Below are 25545 nucleotides of genomic sequence, written 5' to 3' on the forward strand. Positions count from 1 at the left end.
GCGCGATACCGTGGAGCCATGAGCGACGCACGATCTGTCTGGGGACTGGGCCTGACGACCACCGCGAGCGACGGCACGGTCCTCGACGCGTGGTACCCGGAGGTCCGCTCGTCCGCGCCGTCCGCGGACGAGGTCGCCACCGCCCGCACCGCGCTCGACGCGCAGACGGGCCAGGACGAGCGGCGCGACGTGACCATCGCGGTCGTCGAGCTCACGATCGATCTGGACGCGGCTCCGGCCTCCACGGCGGACGCCTATCTGCGCCTGCACGCCCTGTCGCACCTGCTCGTACAGCCGAACGCCCTCAACCTGGACGGCATCTTCGGTCATCTGCCGAACGTCGCCTGGACCAATGCCGGCCCCCTGCTCCCCGCCGATGCGGCGCGCCTGCGCCCGCAGCTCCAGCGCGCCGGGATCCAGATCCAGGGTCTGGACAAGTTCCCCCGCCTCACCGACTACGTGCAGCCCGCCGGGGTGCGCATCGCCGACGCCTCGCGCGTGCGGCTGGGCGCCCACCTCTCCCCGGGCACCACCGTCATGCACGAGGGCTTCGTGAACTTCAACGCCGGAACCCTCGGCGCCTCGATGGTCGAGGGTCGTATCTCGCAGGGCGTGGTGGTCGGCGACGGCAGCGACATCGGCGGCGGGGCCTCGATCATGGGCACGCTCTCCGGTGGCGGGTCGCACCGTGTGTCGATCGGCGCCCGCACGCTGCTCGGCGCGAACGCCGGCATCGGCATCTCCCTCGGCGACGACTGCGTCGTGGAGGCCGGGCTCTACGTCACCGCCGGCACGAAGATCGTCCTCGCCGACGGCCCCGCGACCGCAGACGGCGGACGGAAGACCGTCAAGGGCGCCGATCTCTCGGGCGAGGACGGCCTGCTCTTCCGTCGCAACTCCCTCACGGGCGCCGTCGAGGCCGTCCGCCGGGCCGGCGTCGGCGTGACGCTCAACGAAGCGCTCCACGCCTGACAGCGCACCTGCAGCCTTCGACCGGTCGCCGCTGGTAGACTGGGGTCGTTGCCCGCGCCGCCGGCCGGTCAGCATCGTCGTCGTCTAGGGGTCTCCGAGGACCGAAGCGAGCGCCCGCGCTCCCCTCTCCAGCCCGAACTGGCCATTCGCACGGCGAACGGACGCGCACTCGCTGCGTCTTCGCCCACCTCACCCCACTATCCCGCGCCGTTCTCGTGCGCTGACGGAGTTCTCTGCATGTCTTCCTTCCTCGATCTCGGCGTTCCCGCCGAGCTCGCCACCGTTCTCGCCGCCTCCGGAAAGACCGAGGCGTTCGCCATCCAGCGCGACACCCTGCCCGACTCGCTCGCCGGCCGCGACCTCCTCGGCCGCGGACGCACGGGCAGCGGCAAGACCATCGCCTTCGCGCTCCCACTCGTCGCCCGCCTGGCTGCCTCCGGCCACAAGCGCCGCTCCGGCCTGCCGCGCGGCCTCGTGCTCGCCCCCACCCGCGAGCTGGCCACCCAGATCGCCGCGACCGTCGCCCCCCTGGCCGAGGCCGTCGGGCTGCGCGTCACCACCGTGTTCGGCGGTGTCAGCCAGCGTCCGCAGGAGCAGGCGCTGCAGGGCGGCGTCGACATCGTCGTCGCCTGCCCCGGCCGTCTGGAAGACCTCATGAAGCAGCAGATCGTGCGTCTCAGCGCGATCGAGGTCACCGTGCTCGACGAGGCCGACCACATGGCCGACCTCGGCTTCCTCCCCGGCGTCACCCGCATCCTCTCGGCGACCCCCGCCGACGGTCAGCGCCTGCTGTTCAGCGCGACGCTGGACCGCGGCATCGACACCCTCGCCCGCCGGTTCCTCACGAACGCCGTCAGCCACGAGGTCGACGAGGCGAGCGTGCCCGTCGGCGAGATGACCCACCGGGTGCTCGTCGTCGACTCCCCGGAGAACAAGACCGTGCTGGTGCGCGACCTCGCCTCCGGCACGGGCCGCCGCATCCTCTTCACGCGCACCAAGCACCAGGCGAAGAAACTCGCCAAGCAGCTCACCGCCGCCGGCATCCCGGCCGTCGACCTGCACGGCAACCTGTCCCAGAACGCGCGCGAGCGCAACCTCGGCGCCTTCTCCGCCGCTCCTGAGGACGGCGGCGTCCGCGTCCTCGTCGCGACCGACGTCGCGGCCCGCGGTGTGCACGTCGACAACGTCGACCTCGTCGTCCATGTCGACCCGCCCGTCGAGCACAAGGCGTACCTGCACCGTTCCGGACGCACGGCTCGGGCCGGCGCGGCCGGCACCGTCGTCACCGTCGTCCTGCCCGAGCAGCGCCGCGACGTGAAGGATCTCCTGCGCAAGGCCGCGATCACGGCACCGCTGGAGAACCTCACCACCGACGCCGTCACCGAGCTCGTCCCGGAGCGGGCACCGCACGTGCGGCCCGCGCCCCCGCAGCCGCAGCAGCAGCGCTCCGCGAAGCAGCGGCCGGCGGGTGGCGAGAGGAGCACCGCGACCACCCCGCCGTCCCGCCGTCGCCGTCGTCCCCGCGCCGCGGGCCAGGGCGGCGCGCCGGGTTCGCAGCGTCAGGGCGGCCAGGGCCGTCAGGGCACGCGTGGAGCCCAGGGACGCTGATCCCGGCTCGCGCCTGACAACAGCGAAGGCCCCCTCGCACTCCGGTGCGAGGGGGCCTTCGGCGTCTGCGGCGCAGCGCTCAGCGCGTCGGGAACGCGCGCTCCGGCGACCCGGTGTAGAGCTGCTGCGGGCGGCCGATCTTGGTCTGCGGGTCGAGCTGCAGCTCGCGCCACTGGGCGAGCCAGCCGGGAAGACGGCCGATCGCGAAGAGGACGGTGAACATACGCGTGGGGAATCCCATCGCCTTGTAGATCACGCCGGTGTAGAAGTCGACGTTCGGATACAGGCGCCGCTCACGGAAGTAGTCGTCGGCGAGGGCGATCTCCTCGAGCTCCTTCGCGAGGTCCAGGAGCGGATCCGTGACGCCGAGCGAGCTCAGCACCTCGTCTGCGGCCTCCTTGACGAGCTTGGCGCGCGGGTCGTAGTTCTTGTAGACCCGGTGCCCGAAGCCCATCAGTTTCACGCCCTCTTCCTTGTTCTTCACCCGCTCGACGAACCGGGATACGCTCTGACCCGAGTCGCGGATCTGGCCGAGCATGGTGAGGACGGCCTCGTTCGCACCGCCGTGCAGGGGTCCGGACAGGGCCTGGATCCCGGCCGAGACGGAGGCGAACTGGTTGGCACCGGTCGAGCCGACGAGACGGACGGTGGAGGTCGAGGCGTTCTGCTCGTGGTCCTCGTGCAGGATGAGCAGCAGCTCGAGGGCCTTCACCATCGTCGGGTTGATCTCGTACGGCTCGGAGTTCACGCCGAAGTTCAGCTTCAGGAAGTTCTCCACGAAGCCGAGCGAGTTGTCCGGGTAGAGGAACGCCTGGCCGACGCTCTTCTTGTGCGCGTAGGCGGCGATCACCGGGAGCTTGGCGAGCATGCGGATGGTGTTCAGCTCGACGTGCTCGGGGTTGTGCGGGTCGGTCTGGCCCTCGTAGTACGTCGACAGAGCGGCGACGGCGGACGACAGCACCGACATGGGGTGCGCGGTGTGCGGCAGCGCGGAGAAGAAGCGCTTGAGGTCTTCGTGCAGCAGTGTGTGGCGACGGATCTTCTCGTCGAACTCGGCCAGCTCCGTGGCGGACGGCAGCTCTCCGTAGATGAGCAGCCAGGCGACCTCGAGGTAGCTGGTGCTGCCGGCGAGCTGCTCGATCGGATAGCCGCGGTACCGCAGGATGCCCTTGTCACCGTCGATGAACGTGATGTCCGACTTGGTGGAGGCCGTGTTGACGAAGCCGTAGTCGAGCCCCGTGAGGCCGGTCTGACGGGTCAGCGTCGAGAAGTCGATGCTGTCGTGGCCCGCGGTGCCGCGGACCAGGGGGAATTCGGCGGTGGTGTCGCCGATCGTCAGCTTCGCCGTCTGGTCTGCCGCAGCGCTCACGCGGACCTCCTCCTTCTGTCTGATCGCCCCGGCGTCGCGGGCGTCAGCAAGTTCTTGATCAAGCCGGAACTGGCGATCTCTCGGGCGCTGAGCGCCTGGCCGGGTGCCGACCGAATCGCCTTTACAGCCTAGTCGTCACACAGGCCTACTGTGACAACCGCCAAAGGGATCGGCACAGCAGGGAGGGTTCCTACAGATCCGCTCCGCGCAGACGCCGAGCCGCCTCGGCGACGAGGTCCGTCGGCGCCGTCAGCGACAGCCGCACATGCTCGGGGGACGACGCTCCGTAGAAGTGCCCGGGTCCGGCGAGGATCCCGAGGTCGGCGAGACGCGCCATCGACTCCCAGGCGTCGCGTCCCTCCGTCGCCCAGAGATAGAGCCCGGCCTGCGACCCGTCGATGCGGAAGCCGGCCGCCTCGACGGCGGGGAGCAGCAGGGCGCGCCGCTCACGGTAGAGCTCCTTCTGCGCCACGACGTGCGCCTCGTCACCGAGGGCGACGACCATCGCCTGCTGGACGGGCGCAGGCGGCATGAGGCCGAGATGCTTGCGCGCGGTGAGGAGCTCGCCGACCACGCGGGCGCATCCGGCGACGAAGGCCGCGCGGTATCCCGCGAGGTTGGACTGCTTGCTCAACGAATAGACGCTGAGGAGGTTGGCCCGCGTGCCGCCGGTCACCCGGGGGTCGAGCACCGACGGGATGGGCTCGTCCGCCCAGGGGCCGTCCCATCCCAGTTCGGCGTAGCACTCGTCGCTCGCCAGCACGGCGCCCAGCTCCCGCGCCCGCTGTACAGCCACGGCGAGCTCGTCGACGGTCCACGTGCGGCCGTCCGGGTTGCCGGGGGTGTTGATCCAGATGAGCTTCGCGCCCTCCGGCCACTCCGCCGGGTCGTCGGCCGCCAGGGGCGTCGCCCCCGCCACCCGCGCGCCGACCTCGTACGTCGGGTAGGCGACGCGGGGATGCACGACGATGTCTCCGGCACCGAGCCCCAGCAGCGTGGGCAGGAGCGCGACGAGCTCCTTGGAGCCGATCGTCGGCAGCACGTTGTCGACCCGGAGGTCCGGGACGCCGCGGCGGCGGGCGTACCAGTCGACGATCGCCTCCCGGAGCGCGGGGGTGCCGACGGTCTGTGGATATGCGTGGGCGTCGGTCGCCTCGGCGAGGGCCTGACGGATGACCTCCGGCGTGGGATCGACCGGCGAGCCGACGGAGAGGTCGACGAGACCGTCCGGGTACCGGGCGGCGCGCTCGCGGTAGGGGACCACGGCGTCCCAGGGGTAGTCGGCGAGGTCGCGGACGCTCACGGAGCGTGCCTACTCGCCCTGCGGCGGGAGCGCGGCGATGATCGGGTGGTCGAACGGGTAGACGCCGACCTTGGCGGCGCCGCCGGGCGAGCCGATCTCGTCGAAGAACTCGACGTTGGCCTTGTAGTAGTCCTGCCACTCGTCGGGGAGGTCGTCCTCGTAGTAGATCGCCTCGACGGGGCACACCGGCTCGCACGCCCCGCAGTCCACGCACTCATCCGGGTGGATGTAGAGCGACCGTTCGCCCTCGTAGATGCAGTCAACGGGGCACTCGTCGATGCAGGCGCGATCCTTGACATCGACGCACGGGAGGGCGATCACATACGTCACCCCCTCAGTCTACGACCCGTGGACCTCGGGTTCCTCCGAGGACGGCGTGGCGGGGCGGACCGGCTGCCGGGAGAACGACGGCCACGCGATGACGAGCAGCACGATGCCGGCGGCGAGATAGGTCCAGATGCGCCCGGCGAGGGTGTCCTGCACGACGACGGAGCCTCCGGGACCGACGCCCGAGATGAGCACGATCATGGCCAGCATCCCGAGACCGGCGGCGACCGCGGCCCCCCGGTCGTGGGTGAGCGCCCGCACGGCGATGAGGATCGCGGCACACGCGACAGCGGCGACGATCAGGCCGATCGGGATCGGCCCCCACATGACGCTGTGCGCGATGGTTCCCGCGACGCCGTAGACCCCGCCCACCAGGGCAGCGGCCACCCAGGACAGCACCCTCGACAACCACTTCCCGCGCACCCCCCCGATCCTACCCGGGCCGTGCCCGGGTAGACGACGGCTCAGGCGGCGAGACCGGACAGCCGCAGCAGCGCGGCGACGAGGGCGGCGGACGCCACCACCACGAGGAACGACTGCCGCAGCCAGAGGAGTCCCGCCGCGACGAGCAGGGCGGGCACGCGCGCGTCCACGGTGATCGCCTGCCCGTCACCGAGGGACTGCACCGCGACGAGGGCGGCGAGCAGCGCGACGGTGAGGAGGTCCGAGATGCGGGCGGGGCGCGGCGCCTCGAGCACCTTCGGCGGCACGAGATAGCCCACGGCCTTCAGCGCGAGGCAGATCAGGGCGGCGAGGAGGATGGCGCTCCAGAGGCTCATGCGCCCCCCTCCCCTTCGCCGACGCTCGCGGGACGCGGTGTCCCCAGCCAGTTGAACCACCCGACGACGATCGCGACGACAGCGGCGACGAGCACCGGGAGTCCCGGCATGAGGAACGGGGTGAGGGCTGCCGCGATCACGGCGGCCGCGATCCCGACGGCCACGGCCTGCCGCTGACGCAGACGCGGCCACAGCAGGGCGAGGAAGGCCGCAGCCGCCGCGGCATCCAGCCCCCAGGCCTTCGGGTCGCCGAGCACGTCGCCGACCAGCGCGCCGACGAGGGTGGTGAGGTTCCAGCCGAGGAAGATGCCGACCCCCGTGACCCAGAAGCCCACCCGGCGCAGGCGCGGATCGTCCTGCGCGATCGCGACGGCGGTGGACTCGTCGATGGTGAAGTGCGCGGCGGCCGCTCGCCGAGCCGCGCCGGCCCCGATGAGCGGCGACATTCGCATCCCGTAGGCGACGTTGCGCACGCCGAGGAGTGCCGCCGATGCGATCGCCGAAGGCAGGGCGGCCAGGCCACCGGCGGCGAACACCCCCACGAACGCGAACTGCGATCCCCCGGTGAACATCAGGAGGCTGAGCACGCACGTCTGCCAGACGTCGAGTCCCGCGGCGACGGCGAGCGCGCCGAAGGAGATGCCGTAGGCGCTCGTGGCGAGCACGACGCCGAGCGCCTCGCGCCACACCTCACGCTCAGCGGTCACCGGGTCCCGCTCCACCGCGACGTTCGCTTCACTGAACACACGATCATCATTCTGAACGTGGCGATCCGTATAGTCAAGCGAACGATCGTTTGCCATGATGAACGCATGGAGGATCTCCGCACCCGCATCGCCCGCACGCTCCGCCGCGAGCGCGAGGCCGCGAACCTGTCCGTCTCCGAACTCGCCCGACGGGCCGGGATCTCGAAGGCCACGGTCTCGCAGCTCGAGAGCGGTGCCGGCAATCCGAGCGTGGAGACGCTGTGGGCGCTGGGCGTCGCGCTCGGCGTGCCCTTCGCGGTGCTCGTCGACCAGCAGGCCAACGCCCCGACCCTCATCCGCGCCGACGACCTCGCGGGCGTGCCGTCCTCCGCCGCGGCCTACAGCGCCACCCTGCTCTCCGCGAGCCCTCCGGGTGCCCGGAGGGACGTCTACTTGATCCAGGCGGAGCCCGGCGATCCCCGCCGGTCCGACCCCCACCACGCGGGCACGGTCGAGCACGTGATCCTCATCGCCGGGCAGGCACGGGTCGGTCCCCCCGACGATGCCGTGGTGCTGAACCCCGGCGACTATCTGACCTATGCCGGCGACGTCGCGCACGTCTTCGAGGCGGTCGAGCCCGGCACGAGCGCCGTCCTCATCTCCGAGCTGCGCTGAGGTTCACTCCCCTGGGCCCGTCGGCGACGGGTCGGGGATCTCGTGCGGTCGGTACTGCGGCAGGCGCGACGCGGGCAGGATCGCGAGCGCGCTCACCGCGGCGAGGATCAGAAGGCCGAGCTTGAGCGTGCGCAGCCGCGACTCCTCGTTCACGGCGACCGCGGCGTCGACCTGTTCCGGCGTCGCGTCCGTGGTCTCCAGCACCGCACGCAGCTCGTCGTTGCTGATGAAGTTCACCTCGTTCAGATCGACCTGCGACACCAGCGACGGCGGCAGCTCGGGATGCTCCACGACCGCGCGGCCGACGTTGAGCGCGAGCAGGGACACCAGCAGCGCCCCGGCGAGCGCGGTCCCCACGGCGGAGGCCAGGTTCTGCGTGGTGCCGCGCAGCGACCCGACGTCGCCGGCGAGCTCGGGCGGCGCCGCCGTCACCAGCACGTTGAACACCAGGGTGACGAGGGCGCCCTGGCCGATGCCGAACACGACGAGCCCGGCGATGGTCGGCACCGTCTCCCAGTTGTTCGTCACCACGACCGACAGCCAGACGAGCGCCGCCGTGGTGAGGATGAACCCGAACACGCCGATCGTCCGCGGCGGGTATCGCCTGTAGAAGCGCACGACGAGCGTCGCCGTGATGAACACCGTGAGGTTGAACGGCATCATCGCCAGGGCCGTATCGAACGGCGTGCGTCCCTGGACGATCTGGATGTACAGCGGCACCGTGAAGTTCACGCAGGCCTCGAGGGCGACGACGATGAACATGGCGTACACCGCGGCGCGCTCCCGCGACGAGCCCAGCACGGTCAGGTCGATCAGCGGCACCTTCCCCTCGGCCATCCGCCGCCGGGTCCACAGGAAGAACCCCTGGCCCAGGATGATGCCCAGGACGATGAAGATCGGGGCGGGCGAGAGTCCGAGGACGGAGAACGGCGCGGACGGCGCCGCCGCGAGTGCTCCCCAGCTGTTCAGGTTGTTGAACCCGAGGGTGAGCAGCACGATCGCCGCGCCGATGAGGAGGGCGGCGACGATATCGATGCGGATCGCCGCGTCCCCGCGGTCGCCGCGCAGCGTGAAGCTCAGGGCGAAGACAGCCACGGCGATCGCCAGCACGATGACGAACAGCGGACGCCACCCGACGAGGGTGCCGAGCGTCCCTCCGATGAGGAAGGCGCTGACGCCGGAGATCGCGCGTGCCGAGCCGATCGCTCCGATCGCGGTGGCCTGCTGCGGTCCCCGGTAGTTCTCGGCGATCAGGGCCACGATCGAGGGGACGATGATCGCGGCGGCCGCACCCGCGACAGCCTGCCCGGCGATGGCCCACCAGACGGTCGGGGCGAGGAGCATCATCACGGCGGACCCGGCGAAGAGCGCGACGACGACGCGGAAGATCAGCACCCAGCCGACGCGCTGCCCGAGTTTGGCACCGGTCATCACGAGCGCGGCCACGGCGAGGCCGTACATCACGATCGTCGTGCTCGCGATGGTCGGCGGGACGCCGAAGTCGCTCACCATGCCGCCGAGCGAGATCGGCAGCGCCGCGACGTTGAACGACATGAGCACCTGTGCGAGGAACAGGCTGACCATCGGCAGCCAGGACGTCTTCGCGGGGGCGGGGGCCGTGCGGGTCATGGGCGCTCTCCTTCCGACGACGAGGCACCCGCCCCGCCGGCATGCTCACGCGCGGGCGCGGAGGCGAAGAGGTTCAGCCCGAGCGACCGCGACAGGTGTCCGATCGCCATCTGCGACCGGATCGAGTTGCCCGCCTCGTCCAGGCGGGGCGAGAACCCGGCGACGGCGCCCTTGCCAGGAGAGACCGCGACGAGGCCGCCGGCGACACCCGACTTGGCGGGCAGACCGATCTCGAACAGCCAGTCGCCCGACCGCTCGTACAGCCCGCTCGCCGCGACGACGGCCAGCGTGTCACGGCAGACGTCCGCGGAGACCACCCGCTCCCCCGTCACCGGGTTCACTCCGCCGTCGGCGAGCGTGGCCCCCATGACGGCGAGGTCGTGCGCGGTGACCGCCAGCGCACACTGCCGGGTGTAGACGTCGACGATCTCATCGGGGTCGCCGGCGAGCCGGCTGTAGCTGCGCAGCAACCAACCCAGGGCCCGGTTGCGCTCGTTCGACCCCGCCTCGGACGCGTAGACCTCGCCGTCCAGGCTCAGGGGGCGTCCGGCGAAGGCGGACAGCCCCTCGCGGACACGCTCCCACTGCTCCACCGCCGTGGCGCCCGGCATGAGCGCCGTGGTGGCGATCGCCCCGGCGTTGACCATCGGGTTTCGCGGATGCCCGTCGTTGAGCTCCAGCGCCACGACCGAGTTGAAGGCGAGCCCGGTGTTGTTCACACCCACGATCTCGCGGACCCGCTCGTGGCCGTGCTCCTGGATGGCCAGCGCATAGACGAACATCTTCGAGATCGACTGGATGGAGAACGGGTGCAGGGCGTCTCCGGCGTCGTGGATGCCGCCGCCCACCTCGATCACCGCGAGCCCGAAGAGCTCCGGATCGACCGCGGCGAGCACGGGGATGTAGTCCGCCACCTGGCCGGACACCTCGTCCACGTACCGGGCGTGGGCCTCGCGCACGAGCTCGTCCACCCGCTCCCACCCGGGCAGCGTGCCCGTGGAGACCTCCTGAGGGACATCGAGCCAGACGGTGGGATCGAGCACCACTCCTCCTCGGAATCGCGACGCCCCCAGCCGTCTCCCTGACACGGTAGCGCCCGTGTCAGGGAGACGGCTAGGGGCAGATCCTCCGCGAGGAGCCGGCTCTGCGGCTCAGTACCAGTTCATGGCCTGGGAGTGTCCCCAGGCGCTGCACGGAGTGCCGTAGGCGTCGGCGATGTACTTCAGGCCCCAGGCGATCTGGGTGGCGGCGTTCGTCTGCCAGTCGGCGCCCGCCGTGGCCATCTTGCTGCCGGGCAGCGCCTGCGGGATGCCGGTCGCTCCCCCGTCGTTGTTGTACGCCTGGTAGTTCCAGCCGGACTCCTTGTTCCACAGCGAGTTCAGGCAGGAGAACTGGTCGCCACCCCAGCCGTAGCGGTCCGCCATCATCTGCTGCGCCGTGGCCCGAGCGCCGTCAGGGGTGTTCGCGGAGGCGAGTGCAGCCGCCGCAGCCGCCGCCTTCTCCTCGGCCGCGCGGGCGGCGTCGTCGGCCGCCTTCTTCTCCTGCGCGGCGGTGAAGGCCTTCTGGAGGTCAGCCGTGGCGGTCACGACTTTCTCGGTCTCCGCCTCGGCCTGCTCGGCCGTCACGGTGATCAGGACCAGCGGCAGCGTGGATCGGTCGGCGAGGGTCTCCAGGTCGTCTTCGAGCGCGGTGGTGTCGACGGGCGCCGCGGCGCTCACGTCGAGGCCCGACTCGGCGACCTCCGCGGTCAGGCTCTTCGCCGCGGCGACCGCGTCGGTTCCGTCCGAGACCGTCATGACGGCCTGGTCGGCGATGCGGGTGAGCGGCTCGGAGCCCAGGTTCTGGCTCGTGACGGCAGAGGCGGTCTCGGAGCGCTCGGCCCCGGCTGCCGGGGCGGAGGCGAGGCCGACGCTGAGGGTGATGCCGACGAGCGCGGCCGTGGCGGCACCGAGGGCGATCAGGGGTGTACGGGTGACAGTGGCGCGAGCGGCTGCCGCGTCGGAGGCGCGCCGAAGCGCACGGGTCTTCTGAAGCAAGGCTGTGACTTTCGGGTCGTCGTACGCCCTTACAGGGGACTCATCGGGAGCTCGCCCCGGGCGCAAGTGAACGAGTCTGCGCCATCAACCTGAACGAAAACTAGCCCTCACCTGGGATTTTCATGAGAGAGGGCCCCACGCGGCCAGATGGCGGCGTGGGGCCCTCTCGAGAGGAGTGCGAGACGATCAGGCGTTCGCGTCCTGACGCTTGAGGCGCGAGGCCTCGCGACCACGGACGGTCTGGTCGAGGATCACCTTGCGGATGCGGACGACCTCGGGCGTGACCTCGACGCATTCGTCGTCACGGGCGAACTCGAGGCTCTCCTCGAGGGTCAGCACGCGCGGGGGCGTCATCGACTCGAACGTGTCGGAGCTGGCCGCACGCATGTTGGTGAGCTTCTTCTCCTTGGTGATGTTCACGTCCATGTCGTCGGCGCGGGAGTTCTCGCCGATGACCATGCCCTCGTAGACCTCCTGCGTGGGCTGCACGAAGAACGACATGCGCTCCTGCAGGGCGATCATCGCGAACGGGGTGACGACACCCTGGCGGTCGGCGACGATCGAGCCGTTCTGGCGCGTCGTGATGGAACCGGCCCACGGCTCGTAGCCGTGCGAGATCGCGTTCGCGATGCCGGTGCCGCGGGTCGTGGTGAGGAACTCGCTGCGGAAGCCGATCAGACCGCGCGACGGGACGATGAACTCCATGCGCACCCAGCCGGTGCCGTGGTTGGTCATGTTCTCCATGCGGCCCTTGCGGTTCGCGAGGAGCTGCGTGATCGCGCCGAGGTGCTCCTCCGGCGTGTCGATCGTCAGGTGCTCGAACGGCTCATAGGTCTTGCCGTCGATCTTCTTGGTGACCACCTGCGGCTTGCCCACGGTGAGCTCGAAGCCCTCACGACGCATGTTCTCGACGAGGATGGCGAGGGCCAGCTCGCCGCGGCCCTGCACCTCCCACGCATCCGGGCGCCCGATGTCGACGACCTTGAGCGAGACGTTTCCGATGAGCTCCTTGTCGAGACGGTCCTTGACCATGCGCGCCGTGAGCTTGTGCCCCTTGACCTTGCCCATGAGGGGCGAGGTGTTGGTGCCGATCGTCATCGAGATGGCGGGGTCGTCGACCGTGATCGCGGGAAGCGGGCGGACGTCCTCCGGGTCGGCGATGGTCTCGCCGATGGTGATGTTCTCGAAACCGGCGATCGCGACGATGTCGCCGGGGCCGGCCGACTCGGCCGGGTAGCGCTCGAGAGCCCGGGTCTTGAGCAGCTCGGTGACGCGCGCGTTGCTCGTGGTGCCGTCGGCACGCACCCAGGCCACCGTCTGGCCCTTCTTTAGCGTGCCGTTGAAGACGCGCAGCAGGGCGAGACGGCCGAGGAACGGGCTGGAGTCGAGGTTCGTGACCCAGGCCTGCAGCGGAGCCTCGTCGTCGTACGCCGGAGCGGGGACGTGCTCGAGGATCGCTTCGAACAGGGGCTCGAGGTCGTCGTTGTCGGGCAGCGCTCCGTCGGCAGGACGGTTCCGCGATGCAGCGCCGGCGCGACCGGAGGCGTAGACCACCGGCACGTCGAGCAGCGCGTCGACGTCGAGGTCCGGCACGTCGTCGACCAGGTCGGAGGCGAGGCCCAGCAGCAGGTCGTGCGCCTCCTCCTCGACCTCGGCGATCCGGGCGTCCGGACGGTCGGTCTTGTTGACCAGGAGGATGACGGGGAGCTTGGCCTCGAGCGCCTTGCGCAGCACGAAGCGGGTCTGCGGCAGCGGGCCCTCGCTCGCATCCACGAGAAGCACGACGCCGTCGACCATCGACAGGCCGCGCTCGACCTCGCCACCGAAGTCGGCGTGGCCGGGGGTGTCGATCACGTTGATCGTGATCTCCTTGCCGTCGGCGTGCTTGCCCTTGTAGGTGATCGCCGTGTTCTTGGCGAGGATCGTGATGCCCTTCTCGCGCTCCAGGTCGTTGGAGTCCATCGCGCGCTCCTCCACGTGCGAGTGGTCGCCGAAGGAGCCCGTCTGGCGGAGCATCGCGTCGACGAGCGTGGTCTTGCCGTGGTCGACGTGGGCGACGATTGCGACGTTGCGGAGGTCAGAGCGGAGGGCGTGCGCCATACAAGGGTCCTCAAAGAGTGTGGGGTTGCGCCGGGAAGCCGACGTTCCAGGATAACGTACGCGCGGATCGGGTTCCTGAACGCACGTCGTACCATCGTCCCGTGACCCTCCCCGACCCGACTCCCCCGGTCCCGCAGACGTCCTCGACCGCGCCGAGGCGGAGCGACGAGCCGCGCGAAGGCTCAGGGCGGCTGTGGTGGGAGATCGCCATCGTGCTGGCCCTGGGTCTCGGTCAGTCCGCGATCTACGCGATCGTGCAGCTCGCCTATCGGCTCACGGACGACACGCCCCTCGCGGATCAGACGGCCACCCTCAACCCCTCCCGCAGCGACCGGGAGGTGTTCGACCTCATCTATCAGGTGCTGTCGATCGGCTTCGGGCTGGTGCCTGTGCTCCTCGTCTGCTTCCTGTTGTGGCAGCGCCGCCGCCCCCACCTGGAGCGGCTGGGACTCGACGGCACCCGGGTGGCGGGCGACATCGGCCGCGGCGCGCTCCTCGTCCTCGCGATCGGCGTGCCGGGACTGGCGCTCTACTTCGGCGGCCGGGCCCTCGGACTCTTCGTCGCCGTGAACCCGGCGGGCCTCGACGCCCATTGGTGGACCGTGCCGATCCTGCTGCTCGCCGCCGCGCGCGCGTCGCTGCAGGAGGAGTTCGTCGTGCTCGGGTACCTGTTCGCCCGCCTGCGGCAGCTGGGGTGGTCGCCATGGACGATCATCGTCTCGACCTCGGTGCTCCGCGCGACGTACCACCTCTATCAGGGGCCCGGCGCCTTCATCGGCAACCTCGCGATGGGGCTGCTCTTCGGGTGGCTCTACCACCGCACCGGTCGGCTACTGCCGTTCCTGGTGGCGCACTTCCTCATCGACGCGGCGGCCTTCGTCGGCTACCCCTGGGCCGCGGCCACCTGGCCCGCCCTGTTCGGTCTCCCCGGCTGAGGCGGGCGCGGCCTGGCCTTCCGTCCACGCGCGCTGTGCCCTATCGTGACGAGCTCGAGAGAGTTGACACGGAGGGAAGCTCATGAGGATGAATCGGATCACCAAGATCGGAGCGGCGGTCGCCATCGCTGCCGGCATCACGCTGCTCAGTGCGACATCGGCGTCGGCGAGCCTCTTCGGACCGTACTCGGCTGCCGCGCAATGCAATGCGGACCGCACCGAGTACGTCCGCGGGGGAGGCAGCGCAGCGCCCTGCATCCGCGGCGTCGATGGCTGGTACTTCCAGTCGTACTGAGCATTGACGCTCGGAAGCACCATCAGTATGTTGGGGGCACCCACGAAGCCGTGGGTACATGAATCCGGGGGGATAACAATGAAGAAGAGACTGACTGCAACGGCTGCCGGCTTCGTTCTGGTCGCCGGCATGGTTTTCGGGGGTGCCGCTGCGGCCCAGGCCGCATCGTGGTTCGGACCGTTCACCGACTCGGCATACTGCCAGGCCGAACGTCGACTGTTCATGCAGGAGGGGTACTCCGTCGGGCCTTGTGTGCATCGGCCCAACCTGCCCGGCAGCTGGTTCTCCTACTCCTGACCAGTCCGGCACAGAGGTCCGCCTGCCGAGTCGGCAGGCGGACCTCTTTCGGCATCATGCCATGGCGACGTACAGCAAGGATCCCGCCGCCCAGAGCAGGACGGCCACGAGAACCAGGAGGGCGGGCACATCCCAGGAACGCCGAATCGGCGGACCTGTCGTGGAGGCCCCTTCCTCCCATCGGTCCCGGATCGCGGTGAACTGACGGAGGACGCCGGCGACCTTGGTCTCCTCGTCGTCCCGCATCCGGCTCCGACGCGGACGGGCTTGCGCTGGTCCGCCCCACGAGGTCAGCTCGGTGCCGTCATCGAGATGGAAGACGAGCTGCCACCGAAGGTCAACATCGCGGACGTGACTCCATCCGAAATCCGTCCGGCGGAGCAGGTTCTGCACGCGCGCACCCGTGTCATCGATGCGAATGTGCGAGACGAAGCTGACTTCGTACACCACCCAGAGCGCGAGAAGGAGCCACGGTGCGATCAACAGCAGCTGCATCCATCCGCTGCGCACGACGACGTCTCCGAGCAGGAACACCGCCAGCAGGATACTGAGGACCAGCATGACCGTGCCCGACGGGGCGCGGAAGGTCCGCGCCCCGTCGGACGAGTCGCTCACGGTCACGGTCAGAGACCGCCCAGCGGGATCGACGCACCGGGGATGGCCTCGAGGAGTCGTCCGGTGTACTCCTGCTTCGGGCTCGCGAACGTCTCGTCCACGGTGCCCTGCTCCACGATGCGTCCGCGCTCCATGACGCAGACCAGGTCGCTCGATACGCGCACGACGGCCAGGTCGTGGGTGATGAACAGGTAGGTCAGTCCGAGCTCGGCCTGCAGATCCGCCAGCAGGCGGAGGATCTGCGCCTGCACGAGCACGTCCAACGCGGACACAGCCTCGTCGAGCACGACGATGTCGGGCTTGAGCGCAAGCGCCCGCGCGATCGCGACACGCTGCCGCTGACCTCCGGAGAGTTCGCTGGGGTACCGTGTGGCGAGCTCCTGCGGCAGGGACACCTGGTCGAGCAGCTCGCGCACACGCTCTCGCCGCGATACGCGGTCCCCCACCCCGTGGATCTCCAACGGTTCGGCGATCGTGTTCTCCAGGTTCCGCAGCGGGTCGAGCGACCCGTACGGATCCTGGAACACGGGCTGCATACGACGACGCAAGCCGAACGCCTGGGCCCGAGAGAACCCGGACACATCCACCCCGTCGATCTCGATCGACCCGGAAGTCGGATCCTCGAGCTTCAGGATCATCTTCGCGACGGTCGACTTGCCGGAACCGGACTCACCGACCAGCGCCAGTGTCTTACCTCGCGGGATCTCGAACGACACGTCGTCCACGGCGCGGAACATCTCGCTGCGGAATCCCCCCTGGCGGATCTTGTAGTCCTTCGTGAGACCGGACACCCGCACCGTCGGGGGCAGATCGGCGAGGTCGTCCAGCGTCTCCACACCGCGGTCTTCGACGACGGCCTGGATACGCTGGGAAGCGACGCTCGGCGCGGCAGAGACGAGCCGCTTCGTGTAGGGATGCTGCGGGTTCTGCAGGATCTCCCTACTCGGCCCGGATTCGACGATGGTGCCGTTCTGCATGACGATCAGCCGCTCCGCTCGCTCCGCGGCGAGGCCGAGATCGTGCGTGATCAGCAGCACCGAGGTTCCACGATCCCGAGTGAGGCTCGCCATGTGATCGAGGATCACTCGCTGCACCGTGACATCGAGTGCGGAGGTGGGCTCGTCCGCGATCAGCAGTCTCGGATCCGCCGCGAGCCCGATCCCGATGAGCGCCCGCTGCCGCATCCCGCCAGAGAACTGGTGGGGGAACTGCCGCAGACGCTTGGCAGCATCGGCGAGACCGGCCTGCTGCAGAACCTCGATCGCACGTGCACGAACTGCAGCGCGTCCCTGCGCGAGGCCGTTCGCCCGCACCGCTTCCTCCACCTGGAAGCCGATGCTCCACACCGGGTTGAGGTTCGACATCGGGTCCTGGGGGACGTAGCCGATCGCCTTGCCGCGGATCCGCTCCATCTCCCTCTCCGTGAGGCCGCTGAGTTCCTCGCCGTCCAGAGTGATGCTGCCGCCGGTGATCCGTCCCGTCCCCGCGAGGAGCTTAATGATCGAGGTCGCCGCAGTGGACTTCCCCGAACCGGACTCCCCCACGATCGCCACGGTCTCGCCTGCGGCGACATCGAAGCTGATCCCATGCAGGACCTGCCGCCTGCCGCTCTGAGTGTCGAAGGCGACCGTGAGGTCGCGGACGCTCAACAGCGGTGGCTTCATCGTCTGATCGTTCATCGGCGGGCCCTCGCCCTCGGGTCGAGGGCGTCTCGGATGAGCTCACCCAGAAGGATGAAAGCGAGCACCGTGACGGTGAGCGCGATCGATGGATAGATCAGGGCCATCGGTGCGACCCGCAGCGAGCGCTGCGCGTCACTGATGTCGTTGCCCCAGGACATCACGTCAGATCCCAGCCCGACACCGAGGAAGCTCAGCGTCGCTTCCGCGACGATGCCGCCGGCGAGAGCCAGCGTCGCGAGCACGAGGAGCGGAGCGAAGGCGTTCGGGATCACATGCGACAGCAGCGTGCCGAAACGGCCCTTGCCCAGGGCAGCGGAGGCCATCACGAAGTCGGACTGCTTCACCCGAAGCACCTCCGCCCTGACGACGCGCGCTGTCGCCGCCCAGGCAAACCCGCCGATCGCGAGCGACAGGGTGAACACGTTGCGGTACTGCGCGAACACCGTCATCACGACGACCGCCGCGAGGATGTAGGGGATCGAGAAGAAGATGTCGCCGATGCGCGAGAGGAGCGCATCGAGCCATCCTCCGTAGTAGCCGGCGAACGCTCCCATGATCAGTCCGAGGGTGGAGCTGATAAGGGTCGACAGGAGCCCGACACTGATCGACGTCCGCGAGCCCCAGACGATTCGAGCCCAGATGTCGCATCCCTGGAACGTGTAGCCGAGGGGGTGCCCTGCTGCCGGCCCTGCGTTCGAGTTCGCCAGTTCGCACTGGTTGTTCGGAGGGGTCTGGGTGAACAGAGTCGGCCAGAAGGCCATCAGCAGGATCACCGCGACGATGGCCAGCGAGATCCAGAACGAGGGGCGCCGTCGCAGGTCGGTCCACGCGTCCCTCCAGAGACTCGCGGGCTTGCCCTTGACGCGGACGGCGTCCGTGGGCGGCTGCTCGGCCGCGACAGGCGCGACGTAGTGGGTGGGGCGGTCACTTGACATAGCGAATCCTCGGGTCGAGCAGTCCGTAGAGCAGGTCCACGAGCAGGTTGACGAGAACGTAGATGATGACGAACACCGTCACGAAGGACACGATGGTCGGTCCTTCATGTCTCAGAGTCGCCTGGAACAGGGTGTTGCCGACTCCGGGAATGTTGAAGATGTACTCCGTCACGGTCGCTCCCACGAGCAGCACGCCGAAGTTCGTCGCCGAGTTGGTGATCACCGGGATGAGGGAGTTGCGCAGCACGTGGACCGGGATCACGCGGCCGCGTGACAGTCCCTTGCCGTAGGCGGTGCGTACCCAGTCCTGATTGAGGGTGTCCAGCACGGAGCCGCGCATCAGACGCATGCTCGTCGCGTACAGGCTCAGGCCCAGGACGATCGCCGGGAGCCAGAGGTCTCCCCAATCGTTCTGACCGCCCACGGTCGGACGGAACCATCCCAGCTTGATCGCCAGGAAGTACTGCGCGAGGAACGCGACGACGAAGATCGGCATCGACAGGAAGACCAGCGAGACGATCAGGGCGGAGTGGTCGAAGAACTTCCCCTTCCGCAGCGCCGAGATCGTGCCGATGATGATCGCCAGCGTGAACTCGATCGCGATCGCCATGATGGCGAGCCGTCCGGTGACGGGGAGGGTCCGCGCGAGCACGGTGCTCACGGACTCGCCCGAGAACGTCGTGCCCATGTCGCCCTTGAACACGCCGGTGATGTAGTAGAAGTACTGCACCAGGAACGGGTCGTCCAGGTGATACTGCGCTCGGATCGTGGCGAGCAGCTGCGGGCTCGGCGGCTTGTCGCCGAAGAGGGCCGCGATGGGATCGCCGGGCATCAGGAACACGAGCGCATAGATGAGCAGCGTCGCGCCGAAGAAGACCGGGATCAGCTGAAGAAGTCGCCGAAGGGTGTAGGCGAGCATCCTTGCTCCTTTCGTGGAGTCGGAGTCAGCCGGAGTGCACGACGCGAGGCGGTGACGTCGCCGCCACCGCCTCGCTGCCGTTCACTCCAAGGGCCTACTCGGCCTTGGTGATCTCGTAGTAGAGCGGAACCGAGTTCCATCCGACGGTCACGTTGTCGACGTTCTCGCCGAACCCGCCGATGGAGTTCTGGTACCAGAGCGGGATGACCGGGAGATCCTTGAAGAGGATCTCCTGAGCCTTCTCGTACGCGGCGTTGGCGTCGTCGGCGCTGGTGGCCGCCGCACCCTCCGCGAGCAGAGCGTCGACCTCGGGGTTCGAGTAGTCGCCGTCGTTCGAGGACGCTCCCGTGCCGTACAGCGGCTGCAGGAAGTTGTAGACGGCCGGGTAGTCGCCCTGCCATCCGGAACGGTTCGCCGTCTGGATCGTGCGCTTGCCGGCGTCGTCGCGAGCGTTGACCGCCGCGCGCAGCGTGGCGAGGTCGACGTACGGAGCACCGGAAGCATCGATCCCGAGGGTGTTCTTCAGCGAGTTCGACACGGCGTCGACCCAGACCTGGTGGCCGCCGTCCGAGTTGTAAGCGATCTGGAACGTGCCAGACCACGGGGAGATGGCGTCGGCCTCAGCCCACAGCTCCTTCGCCTTCTCCGGGTCGTAGTCGAGGACCTCGGAGCCGGGAACGCTGTCGCTCCAGCCGTCGATCACCGGAGTCGTGAAGTCGCTCGCAGGCGTGCGCGTGCCGGCGAAGATCTTGTCGGTGATCTCGTCGCGGTTGATCGCCAGCGAGATCGCCTGACGACGCAGCGCACCCTCTTCACCCGAGAAGTGCGGAAGCTGGCCGCCGATGGTGAACGACTGGAAAATCGCGGCAGGCTGGTTGGTGGCCCGCTCGCCGAGCTCGTCCTCGAACACCGGCAGGGATGCCTCGGGGATCTGGTCGATGACATCGATGTTGCCGCCGAGCAGGTCCGCATACGCGCCCTCGGGGGCGGTGTAGAACTTCAGCGTGAGACCGCCGTTCTGCGCGACGCGCTCGCCCTTGTAGTCGTCGTTCTTCACCAGGTCGATCTGGACGTCGTGCTGCCACGCACCGTCCTCGGCCAGCATGTACGGGCCGTTGCCGATCGGGTTCTCGCCGAAGGCCTCCATGTCCTCGAAGGCCACGTCCGGGAGCGGGTAGAACGCCGAGTAGCCGAGGCGCGTCACGAAGTCGGCCGCCACGTCGCTCGCCAGGTCGATGGTGAACGTGTAGTCGTCCACCTCGGTAAGGCCGGTGAGCTCGGAATCGGCGTCTGCCTTGAAGCCGACGATGTCCGCGAACCAGGACTGGTTCAGCTGAGCGTTGGAGAGCTGCGCGCCGTAGTTCCACGCGTCGATGAAGTTGTGGGCGACGACGTCCTCACCGTTGGTGAAGGTGTTGCCCTCCTTCAGCTTGACGGTGACCTTGTTGGGCGCGTCGACCGTGATCTCCTCGGCCATATCGTTGACGAGAGCGCCGTCGCCGTCATAGAAAGCCAGGCCCGCGAAGATCGAGTCGAGGATCTTCCCTCCGCCGACCTCGTTGGTGTTGGTCGGGATGAGTGCGTTCTCCGGCTCGCTGCCGTTAGCCGAGATGATCGCCGTGGAAGAGCCCGCGGGCTTCTCCTCACCGGCGTCGTTGCCGCCCGCACATCCCGCGAGCGCCAGAGCACCGATCGCGAGCAGGGCGGCACCCGTCAGGGCAATCCTGTTTCTTTTCACTTCACGTCCTCCTGTGGACAGTACTGAGTCTGCGCGGCTCATCATCGAGCGCGCAGGGATACCTGAGCGTAACCCGGGGGTCGCGCGTCCAGGACGTTCGGCTAACGAACTGTTACTGAGTGGTGACCATCTGTCACATGACGGAAACATGGCGTAACGCGAACGGCGCCGCGCCGCCGGGAGGCGGGCGCGACGCCGTTCGTCGTGCGGGTCCGTGTCAGGCGAAGGCCTCGATCGGCGGGCAGGCGCAGACGAGGTTGCGGTCGCCGTACGCCTGGTCGATCCGGCGGACCGGCGGCCAGTACTTCGCCGCCACCAGCGAGCGCACCGGATAGGCGGCCTCCTCGCGGGTGTAGGCGTGCGCCCACTCCCCCGCGATGAGCGAGACCGCGGTGTGCGGGGCGTGCACGAGCGGATTGTCGTCTGCGGGCCAGCGCCCCGCGGCGACGGCGTCCGCCTCGGCCTTGATCATGATCATCGCCTCGATGAACCGCTCGATCTCGTCGAGGTCCTCCGACTCGGTGGGCTCCACCATGAGGGTGCCGGCGACCGGGAACGACATGGTCGGGGCGTGGAACCCGTAGTCGATCAGGCGCTTGGCGACGTCGTCGACGGAGATGCCGGTGGCCTCCCTGAGCGGACGCAGGTCGAGGATGCACTCGTGCGCGACCCGACCGTTCTCCCCCGTGTAGAGCACCGGGAAGTGGCCGCCGAGGCGCTCGGCGATGTAGTTCGCCGAGAGGACCGCCGCGGCGGTCGCGCGCCGGAGGCCCTCGGCCCCCATCATGCGCACGTACGCCCACGAGATCGGGAGGATGCCCGCGGAGCCGTACGGTGCCGCGGAGATCACCGCACCCTCGAACGTGTGGCCGCCGAAGTGCTCGGCGCGCTGCGCGAGCGGGTGCGACGGCAGGTGCGGCGCGAGGTGCGCCTTCGCCGCGACCGGACCGATGCCCGGGCCGCCGCCGCCGTGCGGGATGGCGAACGTCTTGTGCAGGTTGAGGTGCGAGACGTCGCCGCCCAGGTCGCCGAACCGGGCGTAGCCGAGGAGCGCGTTGAGGTTCGCGCCGTCGACGTACACCTGACCGCCGGCCGCGTGCACCGCCCCGGTGATCTCGACGACCTGCTCCTCGTACACGCCGTGCGTGGACGGGTACGTGATCATCAGCGCCGCCAGGTCGTCGGCGTGCTGGGCGATCTTCGCGCGCAGGTCGTCCAGGTCGACGTTGCCGAGCGCATCGCTCGCCACCACGACGACCTTCATGCCCGCGAGCACGGCGGAGGCCGCGTTCGTGCCGTGGGCGGAGGACGGGATGAGGCACACGATGCGGTGGTCGTCGCCGTTCGCGCGGTGGTAGCCGCGGATCGCGAGGAGGCCGGCGAGCTCCCCCTGGGATCCGGCGTTCGGCTGCAGCGACACCGCGTCGTACCCGGTGATCTCGGCGAGCCAGCCCTCGAGCTGGTCGATGAGCTCCAGGTAGCCGCGCACGTCGGCCTCCGGGGCGAACGGGTGGATGCCCGCGAACTCCGGCCACGTGATGGCGGCCATCTCCGTGGCGGCGTTGAGCTTCATGGTGCACGAGCCGAGCGGGATCATGCCGCGGTCGAGCGCGTAGTCCCGGTCGGACAGGCTCTTCAGGTACCGCATCATGGCGGTCTCGCTGCGGTGGCTGTGGAACACCGGGTGCGTGAGGTAGTCGTCCTCGCGGCGGAGGGCGTCCGGCAGCGCGTCCGCGTCGCCGAGGCCGAAGCCGAAGGCGCGCTCCTGCTTCCCTCCGAAGACCTGCGCGACCTGGTGCAGCTCGGCCACCGTGGTCGTCTCGTCGACCGCGATGCCGATCGTGTCGACGTCGGCGACCCGCAGGAGGATGCCGTAGCCGCCCCGTGCCTGGTCCGCGTGCTCCGCCGCCCGGCCGGGGACGCGCACGGTCAGTGTGTCGAAGAAGTGCTCGTGGACGACCTCGGCGCCGGCCTCGACGAGCCACTCGCGCAGCAGGGTCGCCTTGGCGGTCACATCGCGGGCGATCTGTCGAAGCCCGTCCGGGCCGTGGTAGACCGCGTACATCGACGCCATCACGGCGAGGAGCACCTGAGCGGTGCAGATGTTCGACGTCGCCTTCTCGCGGCGGATGTGCTGCTCGCGGGTCTGCAGCGAGAGGCGGTAGGCCGGCTTGCCTTCGGCGTCGACGGAGACGCCGACGAGGCGTCCGGGCAGCTGCCGCTCCAGGCCTGCGCGCACGGCCATGTAGCCGGCGTGCGGGCCGCCGAAGCCCATCGGCACACCGAAGCGCTGCGTCGTGCCCACGGCCACGTCGGCCCCGAGGGTGCCGGGCGCGGTGAGGAGCGTCAGCGCGAGCAGGTCGGCGGCCGCGACGGCGAGCGCGCCGGCGACGTGCGCGGCGTCGAACACCGCGGACGGATCCCACACGCGGCCCGAAGCCCCCGGATACTGCACGAAGACGCCGAAGAGCTCGGCGGGGAGCTCCTCCCCCGCCGCGAAGTCGACCGCGACGAGCTCGATGCCGAGCGCCTCGGCGCGGGACGCGAGCATGGCCTTCGTCTGGGGCAGCGCATCCGCGTCCACTACGAACACGTTCGACGCGGTCTTCGATGCCCGGCGCGCGAGCAGCATCGCCTCCACGACCGCGGTGGACTCGTCGAGCATCGACGCGTTCGCGGTGGTGAGGCCGGTGAGCTCGGCCACCATCGTCTGGAAGTTGATCAGCGCTTCCAGGCGCCCCTGCGAGATCTCGGGCTGGTACGGCGTGTAGGCCGTGTACCAGGACGGGTTCTCGAGGACGTTGCGCTGGATGACCTGCGGCGTGACGGTGCCGTAGTAGCCGAGGCCGATCATCGAGCGGTTCACGGTGTTGCGCCCGGCGAGGGCACGCAGCTCGGCCAGCGCCTCGGTCTCCGACGCGGCGACCGGAATGCGGGAGTCGGCGACCGCGTCCTCCGGTCCCGTGTAGATCGAGGCGGGGACGGCCTGACGCATGAGCTCCTCGACCGGGCTCAGCGTCCCGCTGTCGACGGAGCCGAGACCGAGCGCGTCGAGCATCGTGCGCTGGGCGGCCTCGGTCGGTCCGATGTGACGATCGGCGAATGCAACCACTTCCGGATCAGCCCTCCGTGAGTGCGACGTAGGCGTCGCGGTCCAGCAGTCCGTCCAGCGCGCCGGCGGCGACGGACACCTTGAGCAGCCAGCCGCCCTCGAACGGCTCGGCGTTGACGAGCGAGGGGTCGTCGACGACGGCGTCGTTGATCTCGACGACCGTGCCGGCGACCGGGGCGTAGAGCTCCCCGACCGACTTGGTCGACTCGATCTCGCCGACGACGGAGCCGGCGGTCAGCTCGGTGCCGACGGCGGGGAGTTCGACGAAGACGACGTCCCCCAGCTTCTCGGCGGCGTAGTCGGTGATGCCGATGGTGACGGTGTCACCATCACCGGCGATCCACTCGTGCTCGTCGGTGTAGCGGAGTGCGCTGAGGTCGGTCATTTTGTCCTCCGGTAGAAAGGCAGGGCGGTCACGGTCGCGGGGATGCGGGTCCCCCGCACATCAAGGAATACTGCGGTTCCCTCCTCTGCGGAAGAAGGGTCGACGAAGGCCATCGCGATGGGGTGGCCGAGCGTCGGGCTCAGGGCGCCGCTGGTGATCTCTCCGATCGGGGTGCCGTCGGCGTCGACGACCGCGTAGCCGGCACGGCCGGCGCGTCGCCCCTCCGCCGTCAGGCCGACGAGGATCCGGGCGTCGTCGGCGGGCGCCGGCGCGTCCTTGCCGACGAAACTGTCCTTCGCGGCGACCACGACGCGGCCGAGGCCGGCCTGGGCGGGTGCGGTGGCGAGGCTGAGCTCATGGCCGTACAGCGGCATGCCGGCCTCCAGCCGGAGCGTGTCGCGGGCGGCGAGGCCGGCGGGAACCAGACCGTGCGGAGTACCGGCGTCGAGCACCGCGTCCCACAGCGCGGTCGCGTGGGCGGCCGGGACGAGGAGCTCGAAGCCGTCCTCTCCGGTGTATCCGGTGCGGGCGAGGAGCAGCGGCTCTCCGGCGAACCTCGCGGTCGCCCACGCGTAGTACTTCTGCTCCGCCCACGGGACGCTGACCTCGGCGATGCCCTCCGTCGCCGCGAGGATCTCCTCGGCCCGAGGGCCCTGCACGGCGATCAGCGCGTAGTCGTCCGAGACGTCGTCGACCTCCACGGCGCCCGCGTCCGCGTCCGCGATCCGCTCGGTGAGAGCCCGACGCACGGCGTCGCGGTTGCCGGCGTTCGAGATGATGAGGAAGTCGTCGTCGGCCAGCCGGTACACGATCACGTCGTCGACGATGCCGCCCTCCGCCGTCAGCAGCAGGGAGTACTTCGCCTTGCCGACCGCGAGCGCCGACAGCCGCCCGGCGAGGGCGTAGTCGAGGAAGGCCGCCGCGCCGGTGCCGCGGACCGTGAACTCGGCCATGTGCGAGATGTCGAAGACGCCCGCTGCCTGCCGCACCGCGTGGTGCTCGGCGAGGTCGGACGTGTAGCGCACCGGCATCTGCCAGCCGCCGAAATCGGTGAAGGAGGCGCCGAGCGCCTCATGGCGCTCGCGCAACGGGGTGTAGCGGGGGTCGGACATGGAGTTCTCCCGGGCTGGGTCGGGCGGGACGACGAC

General features: G+C 69.6%; 24 protein-coding genes. 6 read left to right on the forward strand and 18 right to left on the reverse strand.

What is annotated here, in order from left to right:
• The first annotated feature begins 18 nt into the window (after positions 1–18).
• Both dapD and AB0P08_RS00175 read left to right on the forward strand, forming a co-directional pair.
• Positions 19–972, forward strand: coding sequence for a 2,3,4,5-tetrahydropyridine-2,6-dicarboxylate N-succinyltransferase (gene dapD / locus AB0P08_RS00170; RefSeq protein ID WP_363587367.1), 954 nt, complete (start codon positions 19–21; stop codon positions 970–972).
• Between the two features lie 237 nt (positions 973–1209).
• The gene (locus tag AB0P08_RS00175; RefSeq protein WP_363587369.1) at positions 1210–2580 is read left to right on the forward strand and encodes a DEAD/DEAH box helicase; all 1371 of its coding nucleotides are present in this window, start codon (positions 1210–1212) and stop codon (positions 2578–2580) included.
• A gap of 79 nt (positions 2581–2659) precedes the next feature.
• Here AB0P08_RS00175 and AB0P08_RS00180 read toward each other — a convergent pair whose 3' ends face one another.
• From AB0P08_RS00180 to AB0P08_RS00205, 6 genes are all read right to left on the reverse strand, one after another.
• Complete coding sequence (locus tag AB0P08_RS00180; RefSeq protein WP_259953090.1) at positions 2660–3949, reverse strand: citrate synthase; 1290 nt, start codon at positions 3947–3949, stop codon at positions 2660–2662.
• A gap of 190 nt (positions 3950–4139) precedes the next feature.
• Positions 4140–5252, reverse strand: coding sequence for a succinyldiaminopimelate transaminase (gene dapC, locus AB0P08_RS00185; RefSeq protein ID WP_363587371.1), 1113 nt, complete (start codon positions 5250–5252; stop codon positions 4140–4142).
• 9 nt (positions 5253–5261) lie between these two features.
• Positions 5262–5582 carry a ferredoxin gene (gene fdxA / locus AB0P08_RS00190; RefSeq protein ID WP_017203330.1) on the reverse strand — a complete coding sequence of 107 codons (321 nt, stop codon included), beginning with the start codon at positions 5580–5582 and terminating at the stop codon, positions 5262–5264.
• A gap of 9 nt (positions 5583–5591) precedes the next feature.
• Entirely contained in the window at positions 5592–6002 is a 411-nt protein-coding gene (locus AB0P08_RS00195; protein WP_259962800.1) for a histidinol dehydrogenase, read from the reverse strand.
• A 41-nt stretch (positions 6003–6043) separates the two neighbouring features.
• The gene (locus AB0P08_RS00200) at positions 6044–6358 is read right to left on the reverse strand and encodes an AzlD domain-containing protein (RefSeq protein WP_187663650.1); all 315 of its coding nucleotides are present in this window, start codon (positions 6356–6358) and stop codon (positions 6044–6046) included.
• Positions 6355–7065 (reverse strand): AzlC family ABC transporter permease, encoded by a 711-nt coding sequence (locus tag AB0P08_RS00205; RefSeq protein WP_363588579.1) that lies wholly within the window; start codon positions 7063–7065, stop codon positions 6355–6357. Before AB0P08_RS00205 ends, AB0P08_RS00200 begins: the two co-directional genes overlap by 4 nt.
• Before the next feature lie 105 nt (positions 7066–7170).
• Between AB0P08_RS00205 and relB the strand changes: the two genes are divergently transcribed.
• Positions 7171–7719: a type II toxin-antitoxin system RelB family anti-toxin gene (gene relB, locus AB0P08_RS00210; RefSeq protein ID WP_187663649.1), complete on the forward strand. Its 549-nt coding sequence runs from the start codon at positions 7171–7173 to the stop codon at positions 7717–7719.
• A 3-nt stretch (positions 7720–7722) separates the two neighbouring features.
• Here relB and AB0P08_RS00215 read toward each other — a convergent pair whose 3' ends face one another.
• The 4 genes from AB0P08_RS00215 to typA form a co-directional block, all read right to left on the reverse strand.
• Complete coding sequence (locus AB0P08_RS00215) at positions 7723–9348, reverse strand: MFS transporter (protein ID WP_363587373.1); 1626 nt, start codon at positions 9346–9348, stop codon at positions 7723–7725.
• Positions 9345–10391 (reverse strand): glutaminase A, encoded by a 1047-nt coding sequence (glsA, locus tag AB0P08_RS00220; protein ID WP_363587375.1) that lies wholly within the window; start codon positions 10389–10391, stop codon positions 9345–9347. The genes AB0P08_RS00215 and glsA overlap by 4 nt, the downstream gene beginning before the upstream one ends.
• 108 nt (positions 10392–10499) lie before the next feature.
• On the reverse strand, positions 10500–11384 hold the full coding sequence (locus tag AB0P08_RS00225; protein WP_363587377.1) for an aggregation-promoting factor C-terminal-like domain-containing protein: 885 nt from the start codon (positions 11382–11384) through the stop codon (positions 10500–10502).
• 186 nt (positions 11385–11570) lie between these two features.
• Positions 11571–13484: a translational GTPase TypA gene (gene typA, locus AB0P08_RS00230; protein ID WP_187663645.1), complete on the reverse strand. Its 1914-nt coding sequence runs from the start codon at positions 13482–13484 to the stop codon at positions 11571–11573.
• 101 nt (positions 13485–13585) lie between these two features.
• Between typA and AB0P08_RS00235 the strand changes: the two genes are divergently transcribed.
• The 3 genes from AB0P08_RS00235 (at position 13586) to AB0P08_RS00245 (ending at position 15011) form a co-directional block, all read left to right on the forward strand.
• On the forward strand, positions 13586–14419 hold the full coding sequence (locus tag AB0P08_RS00235; RefSeq protein ID WP_419181738.1) for a CPBP family intramembrane glutamic endopeptidase: 834 nt from the start codon (positions 13586–13588) through the stop codon (positions 14417–14419).
• A gap of 88 nt (positions 14420–14507) precedes the next feature.
• Positions 14508–14714, forward strand: coding sequence for a hypothetical protein (locus AB0P08_RS00240; RefSeq protein WP_363587379.1), 207 nt, complete (start codon positions 14508–14510; stop codon positions 14712–14714).
• Between the two features lie 78 nt (positions 14715–14792).
• The gene (locus tag AB0P08_RS00245) at positions 14793–15011 is read left to right on the forward strand and encodes a hypothetical protein (protein ID WP_363587381.1); all 219 of its coding nucleotides are present in this window, start codon (positions 14793–14795) and stop codon (positions 15009–15011) included.
• Between the two features lie 54 nt (positions 15012–15065).
• On the opposite strand, the gene AB0P08_RS00250 is transcribed toward AB0P08_RS00245, so the two are convergent.
• The 8 genes from AB0P08_RS00250 to gcvT all read right to left on the reverse strand — a co-directional run bounded on the left by AB0P08_RS00250 (position 15066) and on the right by gcvT (position 25509).
• Positions 15066–15626 carry a PH domain-containing protein gene (locus AB0P08_RS00250; RefSeq protein ID WP_363587383.1) on the reverse strand — a complete coding sequence of 187 codons (561 nt, stop codon included), beginning with the start codon at positions 15624–15626 and terminating at the stop codon, positions 15066–15068.
• A gap of 8 nt (positions 15627–15634) precedes the next feature.
• Positions 15635–17305, reverse strand: a complete 1671-nt coding sequence (locus AB0P08_RS00255) for a dipeptide ABC transporter ATP-binding protein (RefSeq protein ID WP_363587385.1) — start codon at positions 17303–17305, stop codon at positions 15635–15637.
• Positions 17302–18243, reverse strand: a complete 942-nt coding sequence (locus tag AB0P08_RS00260) for an ABC transporter permease (protein ID WP_363587387.1) — start codon at positions 18241–18243, stop codon at positions 17302–17304. The genes AB0P08_RS00255 and AB0P08_RS00260 overlap by 4 nt, the downstream gene beginning before the upstream one ends.
• A complete protein-coding gene (locus tag AB0P08_RS00265; protein ID WP_363587389.1) occupies positions 18233–19162 on the reverse strand; it encodes an ABC transporter permease in 930 nt (309 codons plus the stop codon). The genes AB0P08_RS00260 and AB0P08_RS00265 overlap by 11 nt, the downstream gene beginning before the upstream one ends.
• A gap of 94 nt (positions 19163–19256) precedes the next feature.
• Positions 19257–20900, reverse strand: a complete 1644-nt coding sequence (locus tag AB0P08_RS00270; RefSeq protein WP_363587391.1) for a peptide ABC transporter substrate-binding protein — start codon at positions 20898–20900, stop codon at positions 19257–19259.
• 217 nt (positions 20901–21117) lie between these two features.
• Positions 21118–23958, reverse strand: a complete 2841-nt coding sequence (gene gcvP / locus AB0P08_RS00275; protein WP_522727293.1) for an aminomethyl-transferring glycine dehydrogenase — start codon at positions 23956–23958, stop codon at positions 21118–21120.
• A 61-nt stretch (positions 23959–24019) separates the two neighbouring features.
• The gene (gcvH, locus tag AB0P08_RS00280; RefSeq protein ID WP_060923660.1) at positions 24020–24397 is read right to left on the reverse strand and encodes a glycine cleavage system protein GcvH; all 378 of its coding nucleotides are present in this window, start codon (positions 24395–24397) and stop codon (positions 24020–24022) included.
• Positions 24394–25509 (reverse strand): glycine cleavage system aminomethyltransferase GcvT, encoded by a 1116-nt coding sequence (gene gcvT / locus AB0P08_RS00285; RefSeq protein ID WP_363587395.1) that lies wholly within the window; start codon positions 25507–25509, stop codon positions 24394–24396. The genes gcvH and gcvT overlap by 4 nt, the downstream gene beginning before the upstream one ends.
• Positions 25510–25545 lie beyond the last annotated feature (36 nt).

The organism is Microbacterium meiriae, from assembly GCF_040686935.1.
GTDB classification, from domain to species: domain Bacteria; phylum Actinomycetota; class Actinomycetes; order Actinomycetales; family Microbacteriaceae; genus Microbacterium; species Microbacterium meiriae.